Below are 13,779 nucleotides of genomic sequence, written 5' to 3'. Positions count from 1 at the left end.
CGACCCCTATCGTTACGTTCCTGGCTGGCCTTTGCCGGCCGCCTTGGCGCGCTCGATGCCCTGGCGGATCAGCTCGCCGGTCTCTTCCGGGTCGGCCCAGCGCACGATCTCGACGCTCTTGCCCTTCTCCAAGTCTTTGTAATGTTGGAAGAAGTGAGCGATTTGCTCGGTCAGGATGGCCGGCAGGCTGCGCCACGAGTCCACGCCCGCATAGAACGGGTGCAGCTTGTCGACCGGCACGGCCAGGATCTTCTCGTCGCCGCCGGCCTCGTCGACCATCATCAGCGTCCCGATCGGCCGCACGCGGATCACCGCGCCCGGAACCACGGGGGTCGGGCCGACCACCAGCACGTCCATCGGGTCGCCGTCGTCCGACAGCGTGTGCGGAATGAAGCCGTAGTTGCCCGGATAGTACATGGCGGTGTGGAGGAAGCGGTCGACCATGATGGCCCCGCTGTCCTTGTCGAGCTCGTACTTCACCGGCTCACCGCCTTGCGGGATCTCGATGATGGCGTTGACGTCGTAGGGCGGGTTTACGCCCGTGGGGATCTTGGAGATGTCCATAGGGAGGAAGGACCTTGGCGACACAGGAGTTGAGGGCGCCGTCTGTGGACCAATAAGGCCCCGGCGAAAAGGGGCCGCGCGACGTTTGCGCTCCGAAAGGCTGCAAAAGCCGCCGAAACGACGCCTTTGCGGCTGGGGGCTGACAAACCCGCGGTCGCGCGCTATACAGCTGCTACATCGTCCGTTAGCGCTGGATAGCGTATACGAGCGGCAGGCTTCGGCCCGGCCGCTTTTTTGTTGCCGGAGAGCAGCCAAGCTTATGCGTGGCAAGACCGCTGAAGACCACCGCCTCCTGGAGCTCCTCGACCCCGTCGCGGAGGCTGCGGGCTACGAGATCGTCCGCCTGCGTCTGATGGGCGGCGAAGAGACCCGCCGGCTGCAGATCATGGCCGAGACGCCCGAGGGCGACATGGTGGTCGAGGACTGCGCCCGGTTGTCGCGTGCGATCTCCGAGGTGATGGACGCCGCGGACCCGATCGCCGGCGAGTATACGCTGGAGGTCTCCTCGCCCGGCGTCGACCGGCCGCTGACCCGGCTGAAGGATTTCGAGAACTACGACGGCTTCGAAGCGCGGATCGAGCTCGACCGCGTCGCCGAGGGCCGCAAGCGCTTCCGCGGCGTGCTGGCCGGCGTTGAAGGCGACGCCATCGGCATCGACCTGGAAGGCGAAGACGCTACGGCCATGATCCCGTTCGAGTGGATCGTGGACGCCAAACTCATCCTGACCGACGCGCTGATGAAGCGGGGCGCGGACGAACGCGCCGCCCGTATCAGCACCGAGGCCGACCAAGACACCCCCGAGTAAGAGGACGCAAACCGATGAGCCTGACCGGCATTTCCGCCAACCGGCTTGAGTTGTTGCAGATCGCCGAGGCCGTGGCCCGCGAGAAGTCGATCGACAAGGAAGTCGTGATCGAGGCGATCGAGGAAGCGATCCAGAAGGGCGCCCGCGCCCGGTACGGCGCTGAACACGACATCCGCGTGCGCATCGACCCGAAGACCGGCGAAACCACGGTCAAGCGCGTGATCACGGTCATCGACGACGAGGCGGTGTTCGAGGGTGAGGACGGCGTTCCGGAAGAGCCGGTCGGCGTGCGTCGCCTGGCCGACGCTCTGCGCAGCGACAAGGACGCCTTCGTCGGCAAGATCTACGAAGAGATCCTGCCGCCGTTCGAGTTCGGCCGCGTGCAGACCCAGATGGCCCGCCAGGTCGTGACCGGCAAGGTCCGCGAGGCCGAGCGCGAGCGTCAGTACGAAGAGTTCAAGGATCGCGTCGGCGAGATCGTCAACGGCGTGGTCAAGCGGGTCGAGTATGGCAACACCGTCGTCGACCTGGGCCGCGGCGAAGGCATCATGCGTCGTGACCAGTCGATCCCGCGCGAGAACTTCAACATCGGCGACCGGATCCGCTGCTACATCTACGACGTCCGTCGCGAGACCAAGGGCCCGCAAATCCTGCTGAGCCGCGCTCACGGCGGCTTCATGGCCAAGCTGTTCGCGCAGGAAGTGCCGGAAGTCTATGACGGCGTCATCGAGATCCGCGCGGTCGCCCGCGACCCGGGTTCGCGGGCCAAGATGGCCGTCGTCTCCAATGACTCCTCGATCGACCCGGTCGGCGCCTGCGTCGGTATGCGCGGTTCGCGCGTGCAGGCGGTCGTCGCCGAACTGCAGGGCGAAAAGATCGACATCATCCAGTGGAGCCAGGACGAGGCGACCTTTATCGTCAACGGCCTCGCTCCCGCCGAAGTCTCCAAGGTCGTCATGGACGAGGAGGACGAGCGCGTCGAAGTGGTGGTGCCCGACGAGCAGCTGTCGCTGGCCATCGGCCGCCGCGGCCAGAACGTCCGCCTCGCCTCGCAGCTGACCGGCTGGCAGATCGACATCATGACCGAGAGCCAGGAGAGCGAGCGCCGTCAGCGCGAGTTCACCGAGCGCACGGCCCTGTTCCAGGAAGCCCTGGACGTCGACGAGGTCATCGCCCAGCTGCTGGTCACCGAAGGCTTCGCCTCGGTCGAGGACGTGGCCTATGTCGACGCCTCGGAAGTCGCGGCGATCGAAGGGTTCGACGACGACACCGCCGACGAGATCCAGACCCGCGCCCGCGAGTTCCTGGAAAAGATCGCCGCCGAGTACGACACCAAGCGCAACGCGCTGGGCGTCCAGGACGGCCTGCTCGAGATCGAGGGCGTCACCCTGCCGATGGCCGTGGCCCTGGGCGAAGGCGACGTGAAGAGCGTCGAGGACCTGGCCGGGCTGATCCCCGACGATCTGCGCGGCTGGTTCGAGAACCGCGACGGCGAGCGTGTGCGCGAGCCGGGCATTCTCGAAAGCTTCAACCTCGACGCCGCCGAGGCCGAGGCCCTGATCATGCGCGCGCGCATTGTCATGGGCTGGGTCGAGGCGCCGCCGGAGCCGGAGCCCGAGGCGGACGTTGAGCAGTATGCCGACGACGTCGAGGCTGAGGCGGAAGCCGAAGTCGAGGCTGTCGCTGAAGAGAACCCGGAGGCCTAAGCCCAGGTGAACGCGCCTGCTTCCATCCCGGCCCGGACGGCGGCCCCCAAGACCCTCGCGCAGGCCGCGAGGGAACGGCGGGATATCGTCTCGGGTCAGGTGATGGACGAGGCCGTCCTGGTGCGGTTCGTCGCCGGGCCCGGCGGCCTCGTGGTTCCCGATCTGGCGCGCAAGTTGCCGGGCCGCGGGCTCTGGGTCGCCGCCGACCGCGCGTCGGTGGAGATCGCGGCGAAGAAGGGCCATTTCGCCCGCGCCGCCAAGGCCAAGCTCAACGCCCCGGCCGACCTCGCCGATCAGGTCGAGACGCTGTTGCGGCGTCGGATCCTGGATGGTCTCGGGCTTGCGAAACGCGCCGGCGAGCTTATCTCGGGGTTCGAGAAGGTCGTTTCGACCCTGAACGCCGGCAAGGCTGCGTGGTTGATCGAGGCGTCCGACGGCGCCGCCGATGGCCGCCGCAAGATCCTGAATGTGGCCCGCAAGTCACCCAAACCGCCGCAGCTTTGCGGACTCTTCGACGCCGAGGAATTGGGTTTGGCCTTGGGGGCCGAGAATGTGATACACACCGCCTTCCTTGCGGGGCGCGGCGCCGATCGCTGGACGAAAGACGTCCAGAGACTATCTGGCTTCCGCCCGCTCCTTCCCGAGAGTTGGCGCGAGGAAAAGCCTCCTGAGGCGGGCGGAACCTGAACCGGTTTCGCGCGCCTAGAGCTATTGGAATGTCCGTGGTCGGGACCGTCCCGGCCGATATGTAAAGCGAGCGCATGAGCGACGAGAACGACAACGGCCGGGCCCCTGGTGGGCGAGCTCCCCTGACCCTCAAGCCCCGTGGGGCTGGATCGGTCAGTGCGGGCACGGTGAAGCAAAGCTTCAGCCACGGTCGCTCCAAGACTGTGGTCGTGGAGACCAAGCGCCAGCGCACGCATGCCGCGCCGACGGGAAACCTTGCTGCGCCGTCTTCGGCCGAGAAGCGCGCCTACTCGCCGCAGCCGTCCTCGCCGCGTCCGTCGCAAGGCGGATCGTCGAACGACGGTTCGGGCCTGTCGGCCGACGAGCAGCGCGCCCGCCAGCGCGCCATCGAGCTGGCGCGTGAGCATCAGGCTCGCCAGGCCAACGAGCAGCGGGCCAGTGAAGAGCGCGCCCGCGCCGACGCCGAGGCCGCCCGCGCCGCCGCCGCGGCCAAGCCGGTTGAAGCGCCTGCGCCCGCGCCGGTCGCCGCGCCGCCTGTTGCAGCTGCTCCGCCCGCCGCGGTCGAGCCCCCGGCTCCCGAAGCGCCCCGCGCCGAGGCGCCCGTCGCGCCGGCCGCGCCTGCGCCGACCCCGACGCCCGCGCCTCAGGCGCCCGTCGCGCGGACGGAAGCCCCGCCGCGCGCCGAAACGCCGCGCTCTGATGCTCCCCGCAGCGAGGGGCCGCGTTCTGACGGCCCGCGCTCGGATGGTCATCGCAGCTCGCCGGGCCAGACCCGCACCTACGAACCCTCGCGCGAGCGTCGCGACGATCGCCCGACGACGACGACCTATCGTCCGGAGCGCGCTCCGGGCCGCTACGAGAACATGAACTTCGGCCAACGCGCGCCGCGCGCCGACGCTCCGCGTCCGCCGCGCGACGACCGTGGCCCGCGTCCGCAGGGTGACCGTCCGCAGGGCGATCGTCCCCACGGCAATCGCCCGCAAGGTGATCGTCCGCAGGGCGACCGTCCGCGTCCCAGCGGCGAGCCGGTCCGTTACTCGGCCCTGGCGCCGCGTCCGGCCCCCGGCGCCGGGCGTCCTGGCGATCGTCCCGGCGGCCCGCGTCCGCCGCGCGGCGCTGCGCCGAACGCTCCGCCCGCGACGCCTGAGATCCAGCGCGCCACCCGCCAGGCCCCGCGGCCCGGCGAGGCCGGTCGCCGTCCGGACGATGACGAGGATACCCGCCGCAAGGCCGCGGCGAACGCCCCCAACAAGGCGATCAGCCGTGTGAAGGGCGCCGCGCAGCGTCGCGAAGGCCGTCTGACCATCCAGGCCGTGGCCGGTGACGACGAGGGTGCGGTCGAACGGATGCGTTCGCTGGCCTCGGTCCGCCGGGCGCGTGAACGTGAACGTGAAAAGCGCAAGGGCGGCGGCCAGGAGCAGGCCCGCGCGGCCCGTGAAGTGGTCATCCCGGACGTCATCACCGTGGCGGAGCTCGCCAATCGGATGGCGACCCGCGGCGTCGAGATCATCAAGTTCCTGATGCGTCAGGGCGTGATGCTGAAGATCAACGACGTCATCGACAACGACACCGCTGAGCTGGTGGCCACCGAGTTCGGTCACACCGTGCGGCGCGTTTCGGAATCCGACGTCGAAGAAGGCTTCATCGGCGAAGAGGATATCGACGACAACCTGGTGTCGCGGCCGCCGGTCGTGGCGGTCATGGGCCACGTCGACCACGGCAAGACCTCGCTGCTGGACGCCCTGCGTTCGGCCGATGTCGCCGGCGGCGAGCATGGCGGCATCACCCAGCACATCGGCGCCTATCAGGTGCGTCTGGCCGACGGCCAGGCCGTGACCTTCCTCGACACCCCTGGCCACGCCGCCTTCTCGGCGATGCGGGCTCGCGGCGCGGACGTCACCGACATTGTGGTCCTCGTGGTCGCGGCCGACGACGGCGTCATGCCGCAGACGGCCGAAGCGATCCAGCACGCCAAGGCGGCCGGCGCTCCGATCATCGTGGCCATCAACAAGATCGATAAGCCCGACGCCAATCCGCAGCGGGTGATCAACGAGCTGCTGCAGCACGAGATCGTCGTCGAAAGCCTCGGTGGCGACACCCAGGTGATCGAAGTCTCGGCCTTGAAGAAGACCGGCCTGGAAAACCTCATTGAGGCGATCCTGGTGCAGGCCGAGATGATGGACCTGAAGGCCAACCCGGACCGCACCGCGGACGGCACGGTCATCGAGGCCAAGCTCGACCGCGGCCGCGGCGCCGTTTCGACGGTTCTGGTCAAGCGCGGCACCCTGAAGCGCGGCGACATCGTCGTCGCCGGCGCCAACTTCGGCCGGGTTCGCGCCCTGCTGAACGAACGCGACGAGCAGCTCGACTCGGCCGGCCCGTCGGTGCCGGTGGAAATCCTCGGCCTCGACGGCACGCCCAGCCCGGGTGAGCCCTTCGCGGTCGTGGAAAACGAGGCCCGCGCCCGTGAGCTGACCGAGTATCGGACCCGCGTGAAGCGCGAGAAGGCCGGTTCGCCGGTCGCTGGCGGCGTCACCATGGCCGACTTCATGGCCAAGCTTCAGGACAAGAAGATCTCGGAGCTGCCGGTCATCATCAAGGCGGACGTGCAGGGTTCGGCCGAAGCCATCGTCGGCTCGCTGGACAAGCTGGCCACCGATGAGGTCCGCGCGCGGATCATCCTCCAGGGCGCCGGTGCGATCAGCGAAAGCGACGTCATGCTGGCCAAGGGTTCGGGCGCGCCGATCATCGGCTTCAACGTCCGCGCTTCGAAGCAGGCCCAGACCTTGGCCGAACGCGAAGGCGTCGAAATCCGCTACTACGCGATCATCTACGACCTGATCGACGACATCAAAGGCGTGCTCTCGGGCATGCTGGCGCCGGAGCAACGCGAGACCTTCCTGGGCAACGCGCGCGTCCTGCAGGTGTTCGACATCACCAAGGTTGGCCGCGTCGCCGGTTGCCGGGTCACCGAGGGCGTGGTTCGCCGCGGCGCTCGCGTCCGGATCATCCGCGAGGACATCGTCGTTCTCGAACTGGGCACCCTGCGGACCCTCAAGCGCTTCAAGGACGAAGTCGCCGAGGTCGGCTCCGGTGTCGAGTGCGGGATGTTCTTCGAGGGCTTCCAGGACATCAAGGAAGGCGACATCATCGAGTGCTTCAGCCTCGAAGAGGTCGCGCGCAGCCTCTAGGCGGCGTTGCAGTCAAGACATCAGGCCTCCGGGAAACCGGAGGCCTTTTGCATTCCGGAGCCAATCGCCGCGGTGGGCATTCCCCCTGGCGGAGGCCAACTCAGGAGCCTGAATGCGCAATCTTCTCGCCGCCGCCCTCGGGGTGCTGGCGATCGCCGCCTGCGCCGGCGGTCCGGTCGGCAACAATGATGTTCCAGAGCCCGCCAAGCCGGTCGAGCTGGGCCGCTATCTCGGCCTCTGGCACGAATTTGCCCGGTACGAAAACCGTTTCGAGCGGGGCTGCGAGGCGGTGACCGCGGAGTACTCGGTGCTGCCCACCGGCGAGGTGGGGGTCAAGAACACCTGCCGCGAAGGCTCGGTCCGCGGTCCGATCAGGGTTTCGGACGGCAAGGCCTATCCGGCCGGCGACCGCCTGGCCGCTAAATTCCGGGTGTCATTCTTTGGCCCAGCTCTGCTGACCAACTACTGGGTGCTCGACCGCGGCGAGAACTACGAGTGGGCGATCGTCGGCGAGGGCTCGGGCCGCTTCCTTTGGCTGCTCACGCGCGAGCCGCGCCCCTCGGAAGCCGAACGCATCGCCCTGTTGGCGCGCGTCGAGGCCTTGGGATACGACACCGGCATGCTGCGCTACACACAACAACTGGCGACCCCCCGATGAGAGTTCTGATTTTGGCGCTGGCCGCGCTTATCCTTTCGGCCTGCGCCACCGCCCAACGCTACGACGCGGCGACCGACGTGCATGCGCTGCTGGTCTCGATCCGCGACAACGACAAGGCCGCCTTCGAGGCGCATGTCGACCGACCCGCGCTGAAACGCCAGATCGAAGCCCGGATGATGGCCGAGACGCGTAAGTCGGGGGCGAACGACGGCTTGGCCGCCCTGGGCGCGCTGATCGCTCCGACCCTGGCGGACCTGGCCGGCGAGGCGCTGATTCAGCCTGGCGTGTTCCGCTCTGTCGCGGCCTATTACGGCTACGATGCGGCCAAGCCTTTGCCCGGTCCGATGGTGATCGGCGGTCAGCTCAAATCGGTCGGCGAGGGCCAGGTCTGCGTGCCACGCAAGAAGGACGGCCCCTGCCTGCTGACCTTCACTGAAGAGCAGGGGACCTGGCGGCTGTCCGGCTTCGAGGGCGATCTTTCCATGCTGCGCACCAAGGCCCGTTAGGGCTAAGCTCCCTTCGCCGAACGGCGTTAGGGGAGGGTGCGATGGGCTACGAAGCGGCGCTGGCGCAGTACGAGAAGTTCGCCTTCGACGACGGACGCTGGACGCGCAACGTCTATAGGCGCGGCTCGGGCCCGGCGGTTATCGTCATCCATGAGATGCCGGGGCTGCATCCGCTGGTCGTCCGCTTCGCCGACCGGATCGCCGCCGCGGGCATGACCGTCTACTGCCCTCATCTGTTCGGCGAGCCCGGCCGCCCGGCCAGCCATCCGCTCAGCGCCCTGACCATGCTTGGCGGGATCTGCATCCGCCGCGAGTTCAACGTCTGGGCCGCGGACAAGTCGAGCCCGATCGTCGAATGGTTGAAAGCGTTGTCGCGCAAGGCGCATGCCGAATGCGGCGGCAAGGGCGTCGGCGCCGTGGGCATGTGCTTCACCGGCGGCTTCGCCCTGGCGATGATGACCGAGCCGTCGGTCGTCGCCCCGGTGCTGTCGCAGCCGTCGCTGCCGCTGGGGGCGAGCAAGCCCGAGCGGGCCGCCGGGATCGGCGCCTCGCCGGCCGAGGTTTCGTGCGCCCGCAAGCGTTTCGACGAGGAGGGGCTGTCGATGATCGGCCTGCGCTTCTACGGCGACCCGTTCGTGCCGGACGCGCGCTTCGACACCTACAAGCGTGAGTTCGGCGACAAGTTCGAAGCGATCGAGATTGATCCGAAGCACGCCGCGCCCGGCGGCCTCAAGCATCCGCACTCGGTGCTGACCATCAATCTTGCGGAAGACGGACCGACCAAGGAAGCCGAGACCCGGGTCCTTGCGTTCTTTCGGGAGCGGACCGGCGCGGGCTAGACTTCTTGACCTCGCGCGCCTAGAAGCGCGCCCTTCTCCTGAGCCGCCGCGTCCGATCCGCCGGCCAGGTCGTTAGAGGCAAGCCATGAAACGTACTTCCCCCAAGGGCCGCGCGGTCCCGGCGGGCCCGTCCCAGCGCCAGCTTCGCGCCGGTGAACTGATGCGCCACGCCCTGGTCGAGATCCTCCGCGAAGAGGACTTCAATGACGAGGCGCTTGTCGGCGTCTCGGTCACGGTGACCGAGGTCCGGATGAGCCCCGACCTGCGCCATGCGGTCTGCTTCATCGAACCGCTTGGCGGCGAGCACGCCGGCGACGTGGTCAAGGCGCTGAACCGCCACGCCAAGTTTCTGCGTGGCCGCCTGGGCCGGTCGATCGACATGAAATTCACGCCCGACCTGAAGTTCCTGCACGACGAGAGCTTCGACGAGGCGGCCCGCATCGGCCGCCTGTTCGATGACCCGCGCGTCGCCCAGGACCTCGCGCCCCAGCCGCCGTCCGGCTCCTGGAAGGACGAAGACTGATGGCTCGCCGCAAGAAGGGCGATGCGATCTCGGGCTGGGTCAACCTCGACAAGCCGTACGACTTTGGCTCGACCCAGGCCGTCGGTCGGGTGCGGCGGATCTTCAACGCCCAGAAGGCCGGGCACGCCGGCACCCTCGACCCGCTGGCCACCGGCATCCTGCCGATCGCGTTGGGCGAGGCGACCAAGACCGTTTCGTTCCTGATGGACGCGGACAAGGCCTATCGGTTCACCATCGAGTGGGGTCGCACGACCGCCAGCTTCGATCGCGAGGGCGCGACGACCGCGACCTCCGACGTGCGCCCGACCCGCGAGCAGGTCGAGGCGGTGCTGCCGGAGTTCATCGGCGACATCCTGCAGGTCCCGCCGGCTTTTTCGGCGGTGAAGGTCGATGGCGAGCGCGCCTACGACCTGGCCCGCGCCGGCGAGACGGTGGAACTGAAGGCGCGCGAAATCTCGATCTACGGGGCGCGAGTGATCGACGTTCCCGACGCCGATCACATCGAGATCGCCGTCGAGTGCGGCAAGGGCACCTATGTCCGCGCCATCGTCCGCGACATCGCCGAGCGGCTGGGGGCCTGCGCCCACGTCAGCGCCCTGCGCCGCACCCGCGTCGGCCCGTTCGACGAGGACTCCTCGATAACGCTGGAATTGTTGGAAGATTTGGGCCATAAGGCCCGCTGCTTGGAGGCATTGCTTCCGGTCGAGACCGCCCTGGACGACATCCCGGAGCTGGCCGTGACCGCCGAAGACGCTTTCAAGTTGAAGCAGGGACGGCCGATCGTTCTCGTTCCCCGACAGGTAGAAGCGCTCAAGGCCCGGCTAAGCCCCGGGACTCGAACCGTTTCGGCCATGGCGGACGGGGTCGTAGTGGCGCTCTGCGAGATGCGTGCAGGCAAGCTCGAGCCTTCACGGGTCTTTCATCTGGAAAAGAGCGGAGACTAGCCGATGTCGATTACTCTCGAGCGCAAAGCTGAGCTCATCAAGACCCACGGCCGTTCGGCCGGTGACACCGGAAGCGCTGAAGTGCAGGTGGCGATCTACTCTGAGCGGATCTCCAACCTCACCGAGCACTTCAAGACCCACAAGAAAGACAACCACTCGCGCCGCGGCCTGCTGAAGCTGGTTTCCGCGCGTCGTTCGTTGCTCGATCACCTGAAGAAGTCCGACGAGGGCCGCTATCAGGCGCTGATCGAAAAGCTGGGCCTGCGCCGCTAAGGACCGAGAGGTCAGCCCCCGGGAAACCGGGGGCTTTGCGTATCAGGCACTATCTACAGCGCCGCTTCCTTCGCGACAGGCCGAAGGGAACAAAACGGCGATCCGGGCGGTCCAAGTCAGGACGTCCGCTACACACCGAGGGTTCCATAGCAATCCTCATCGCCTGATCGTTTGGAGAGGATTTCGGAACCCCGACGCCCTGTCCGCCCCCGTTGGGAATACGCCCGCGGGATGAGAAAGAAGCAAAATGTTCGATATCAAACGCAAGACCATCGAGTGGGGCGGCAAGACGCTGACCCTCGAAACCGGCCGCATGGCCCGTCAAGCTGACGGCGCGGTCCTGGCCACCTACGGCGAGACCATGGTGCTGGCCACCGCCGTCTTCGCCAAGAGCGCCAAGCCGGGGCAGGACTTCTTCCCGCTGACCGTCAACTACCAGGAAAAGTTCTACGCCGCGGGCAAGATCCCCGGCTCCTTCCCTCGCCGCGAAGGCGCGCCGAGCCAGAAGGAAACCCTCACCTCGCGCCTGATCGACCGTCCGATCCGCCCGCTGTTCGTCAAGGGCTTCAAGAACGAAGTCCAGGTCGTCACCACCGTGCTGGCGCATGACCTCGAGAACGATCCGGACATCGTCGCCATGGTCGCCGCCTCGGCCGCCCTGGTGATCTCGGGCGCCCCGTTCATGGGCCCGATCGGCGCGGCGCGCGTCGGCTACATCAACGGCGAGTACGTCCTGAATCCGACGCTCGACGAGATGAAGGAATCGGCCATGGACCTGGTCGTCGCTTCGACCAGCGACGCCGTCATGATGGTGGAATCCGAGATCCAGGAGCTCAGCGAAGACGAGGTCCTGAAGGGCGTCATGTTCGCCCACAACGGCATCCAGCCGGTGATCGACGCGATTATCGAACTGGCCGAGCACTCGGCCAAGGAACCCTTCGAGTTCACCCCGGACGACACCGACGCCATTAAGGCCGACGTGAAGAAGCTGATCGGCAAGGATCTGGCCGCGGCTTACAAGATCGTCGCCAAGGGCCAGCGTCACGACGCGGTCTCGGCCGCGAAGGCCAAGGCGACCGAGAAGTTCGCCAAGTCCGAGGCCAATCCGACCGGCGTCGACCCGGCCAAGCTGGGCGGCGTGTTCAAGGAACTGGAAGCCGACGTCGTTCGTCGCAACATCCTGGACACCGGCATCCGCATCGACGGCCGCACCGTCGACAAGGTTCGCCAGATCGTCTCGGAAGTCGGCGTGCTGCCGCGTGCCCACGGTTCGGCCCTGTTCACCCGTGGGGAAACCCAGGCTCTGGTGGTCGCCACCCTGGGCACCGGCGACGACGAGCAGCTGATCGACGCGCTGGAAGGCAAATACTACGAGAAGTTCATGCTGCACTATAACTTCCCGCCGTTCTCGGTCGGGGAGACGGGCCGCATGGGCGCGCCGGGTCGCCGCGAAGTCGGCCACGGCAAGCTGGCCTGGCGGGCGATCCGTCCGATGCTGCCGAAGACCGAAGAGTTCCCCTACACCATCCGCCTGGTCTCCGAGATCTTCGAGTCGAACGGCTCGTCCTCGATGGCCTCGGTCTGCGGTTCGTCGCTGGCCTTGATGGATGCGGGCGTTCCGCTGAAGAAGCCGGTCTCCGGCATCGCCATGGGCCTGATCCTGGAATCGGACGGCTTCGCGGTTCTGTCGGACATCCTGGGTGACGAAGATCACCTGGGCGACATGGACTTCAAGGTCGCCGGCACCGAGGACGGCATCACCTCGCTGCAGATGGACATCAAGATCGCCGGCATCACCGAAGCGATCATGAAGCAGGCGCTGGAGCAGGCGAAGGGTGGCCGCAAGCACATCCTCGACGAAATGGCCAAGGCCATGGAAGCGCCGCGCGCCGAGCTGGGCGAATTCGCCCCGAAGATCGAAACCATGAAGATCGCGGTCGACAAGATCCGTGAAGTCATCGGTTCGGGCGGCAAGGTCATCCGCGAAATCGTCGAAAAGACCGGCGCCAAGGTCGACATCGAAGACGACGGCACGATCAAGGTCTCGGCCAGCGATCAGTCGAAGATCGATGCGGCCAAGGAGTGGATCAAGTCGATCGCCTCGGAGCCGGAAATCGGCGCCATCTACACCGGCAAGGTCGTGAAGATCGTCGACTTCGGCGCCTTCGTGAACTTCTTCGGCGCGAAGGACGGCCTGGTTCACGTCTCGCAGATCTCCAGCGACCGCGTCGCCAAGGTCTCGGACGTGCTGCAGGAAGGCCAAGCGGTGAAGGTGAAGCTCCTGGGCTTCGACGACCGCGGCAAGACCCGCCTGAGCATGAAGATCGTCGACCAGGAAACTGGCGAAGACCTGAGCAAGAAGGACGAGCCGGCCGCTGCTGAAGAAGCCTAAGGCTTCCAGTCGGTACGAAATCGGGAAGGGCGGCCGCGGCGACGCGGCCGCCCTTTTCGTTTGCCGCCAGAGCGCTAGGCTGGCGGCATGTGCAACGAGTTCCAGCGCCACAAGCTGCTCAAAGACGCCATCGAGGAGTTCGACCGGCGCGGCCTGCCGCTGTTCCGGTGGAAGGACGGCATGATCCCCAACATGCTGGACGCCCAGCCGGCCATCCGCATTCGCGACAGCGCTTTCGTCGTTCGCAGCGCCGGCGAGGGCCTGGAGGGCGCGATGATGACCTGGGCCTGGCCCGGGCCGCGCGGCGCGCCGGTGTTCAATTTCCGCTCCGAGGGTCGCGATTTTTCCCACAGCGATCGGGTGTTGGTGCTCGCCGACGGCTTCATCGAGTACACGGCCCCCGCCGCCGGGGTGAAACTCAAGGACCGCCACCTCTTCACCATGGCCGGGGAGCCTTGGTTCTGGATCGCCGGGATCGTCAAGGAGGGCTGCTTCAGCCTGCTGACCACCTCGCCGGGCCCCGATGTGGCCCCCTATCACGATCGCCAGATCGTCACGCTCGCGCCGGACGACGGCATGGCCTGGCTTAGTCTCTCACGGCCCGAACAGGCGATCCTGCGCGCCTCGCCGGCCGGCGCCTTGCAAGTCCGCACGTTGCGCAAGGACGGCGTCGAGCTGGCCGCCTGACGGC

General features: G+C 67.3%; 13 protein-coding genes. 12 read left to right on the top strand and 1 reads right to left on the bottom strand.

The window, feature by feature from the left end:
* Positions 1-12: 12 nt before the first annotated feature.
* The gene (ppa, locus tag C0481_RS13795; protein ID WP_293404699.1) at positions 13-564 is read right to left on the bottom strand and encodes an inorganic diphosphatase; all 552 of its coding nucleotides are present in this window, start codon (positions 562-564) and stop codon (positions 13-15) included.
* A 259-nt stretch (positions 565-823) separates the two neighbouring features.
* Between ppa and rimP the strand changes: the two genes are divergently transcribed.
* The 12 genes from rimP (at position 824) to C0481_RS13735 (ending at position 13,775) form a co-directional block, all read left to right on the top strand.
* Positions 824-1,369: a ribosome maturation factor RimP gene (gene rimP / locus C0481_RS13790; protein ID WP_293404697.1), complete on the top strand. Its 546-nt coding sequence runs from the start codon at positions 824-826 to the stop codon at positions 1,367-1,369.
* A gap of 14 nt (positions 1,370-1,383) precedes the next feature.
* Positions 1,384-3,075: a transcription termination factor NusA gene (gene nusA, locus C0481_RS13785; protein ID WP_293404695.1), complete on the top strand. Its 1,692-nt coding sequence runs from the start codon at positions 1,384-1,386 to the stop codon at positions 3,073-3,075.
* Between the two features lie 24 nt (positions 3,076-3,099).
* Positions 3,100-3,762 (top strand): RNA-binding protein, encoded by a 663-nt coding sequence (locus C0481_RS13780; protein ID WP_293404782.1) that lies wholly within the window; start codon positions 3,100-3,102, stop codon positions 3,760-3,762.
* A 74-nt stretch (positions 3,763-3,836) separates the two neighbouring features.
* On the top strand, positions 3,837-6,953 hold the full coding sequence (gene infB / locus C0481_RS13775) for a translation initiation factor IF-2 (protein WP_293404693.1): 3,117 nt from the start codon (positions 3,837-3,839) through the stop codon (positions 6,951-6,953).
* A gap of 112 nt (positions 6,954-7,065) precedes the next feature.
* Positions 7,066-7,611, top strand: coding sequence for a lipocalin family protein (locus C0481_RS13770; RefSeq protein ID WP_293404691.1), 546 nt, complete (start codon positions 7,066-7,068; stop codon positions 7,609-7,611).
* Positions 7,608-8,117 (top strand): DUF2939 domain-containing protein, encoded by a 510-nt coding sequence (locus tag C0481_RS13765; RefSeq protein ID WP_293404689.1) that lies wholly within the window; start codon positions 7,608-7,610, stop codon positions 8,115-8,117. The genes C0481_RS13770 and C0481_RS13765 overlap by 4 nt, the downstream gene beginning before the upstream one ends.
* A gap of 41 nt (positions 8,118-8,158) precedes the next feature.
* Positions 8,159-8,956, top strand: coding sequence for a dienelactone hydrolase family protein (locus C0481_RS13760; RefSeq protein WP_293404686.1), 798 nt, complete (start codon positions 8,159-8,161; stop codon positions 8,954-8,956).
* 85 nt (positions 8,957-9,041) lie between these two features.
* Complete coding sequence (gene rbfA / locus C0481_RS13755) at positions 9,042-9,479, top strand: 30S ribosome-binding factor RbfA (RefSeq protein WP_293404684.1); 438 nt, start codon at positions 9,042-9,044, stop codon at positions 9,477-9,479.
* Positions 9,479-10,423: a tRNA pseudouridine(55) synthase TruB gene (gene truB / locus C0481_RS13750; RefSeq protein ID WP_293404682.1), complete on the top strand. Its 945-nt coding sequence runs from the start codon at positions 9,479-9,481 to the stop codon at positions 10,421-10,423. The genes rbfA and truB overlap by 1 nt, the downstream gene beginning before the upstream one ends.
* Positions 10,424-10,426: 3 nt before the next feature.
* Positions 10,427-10,696: a 30S ribosomal protein S15 gene (rpsO, locus tag C0481_RS13745; protein WP_056023895.1), complete on the top strand. Its 270-nt coding sequence runs from the start codon at positions 10,427-10,429 to the stop codon at positions 10,694-10,696.
* A 247-nt stretch (positions 10,697-10,943) separates the two neighbouring features.
* The gene (gene pnp, locus C0481_RS13740) at positions 10,944-13,088 is read left to right on the top strand and encodes a polyribonucleotide nucleotidyltransferase (protein WP_293404674.1); all 2,145 of its coding nucleotides are present in this window, start codon (positions 10,944-10,946) and stop codon (positions 13,086-13,088) included.
* A gap of 87 nt (positions 13,089-13,175) precedes the next feature.
* Positions 13,176-13,775 carry an SOS response-associated peptidase family protein gene (locus tag C0481_RS13735; RefSeq protein WP_293404672.1) on the top strand — a complete coding sequence of 200 codons (600 nt, stop codon included), beginning with the start codon at positions 13,176-13,178 and terminating at the stop codon, positions 13,773-13,775.
* Positions 13,776-13,779 lie beyond the last annotated feature (4 nt).

The organism is Phenylobacterium sp., assembly GCF_013822795.1.
GTDB lineage: Bacteria > Pseudomonadota > Alphaproteobacteria > Caulobacterales > Caulobacteraceae > Phenylobacterium.
The sequence above is the reverse complement of the archived record's forward strand: the minus strand, read 5'-3'. Positions and strand labels throughout refer to the sequence as shown.

Coding starts and splice junctions, on each gene's coding strand:
- rbfA (WP_293404684.1), top strand. CDS start 9,042: ATGAAACGTACTTCCCCCAAGGGCCGCGCGGTCCCGGCGGGCCCGTCC.
- rpsO (WP_056023895.1), top strand. CDS start 10,427: ATGTCGATTACTCTCGAGCGCAAAGCTGAGCTCATCAAGACCCACGGC.
- infB (WP_293404693.1), top strand. CDS start 3,837: ATGAGCGACGAGAACGACAACGGCCGGGCCCCTGGTGGGCGAGCTCCC.
- rimP (WP_293404697.1), top strand. CDS start 824: ATGCGTGGCAAGACCGCTGAAGACCACCGCCTCCTGGAGCTCCTCGAC.
- C0481_RS13770 (WP_293404691.1), top strand. CDS start 7,066: ATGCGCAATCTTCTCGCCGCCGCCCTCGGGGTGCTGGCGATCGCCGCC.
- C0481_RS13765 (WP_293404689.1), top strand. CDS start 7,608: ATGAGAGTTCTGATTTTGGCGCTGGCCGCGCTTATCCTTTCGGCCTGC.
- ppa (WP_293404699.1), bottom strand. CDS start 564: ATGGACATCTCCAAGATCCCCACGGGCGTAAACCCGCCCTACGACGTC.
- truB (WP_293404682.1), top strand. CDS start 9,479: ATGGCTCGCCGCAAGAAGGGCGATGCGATCTCGGGCTGGGTCAACCTC.
- nusA (WP_293404695.1), top strand. CDS start 1,384: ATGAGCCTGACCGGCATTTCCGCCAACCGGCTTGAGTTGTTGCAGATC.
- C0481_RS13760 (WP_293404686.1), top strand. CDS start 8,159: ATGGGCTACGAAGCGGCGCTGGCGCAGTACGAGAAGTTCGCCTTCGAC.
- pnp (WP_293404674.1), top strand. CDS start 10,944: ATGTTCGATATCAAACGCAAGACCATCGAGTGGGGCGGCAAGACGCTG.
- C0481_RS13735 (WP_293404672.1), top strand. CDS start 13,176: ATGTGCAACGAGTTCCAGCGCCACAAGCTGCTCAAAGACGCCATCGAG.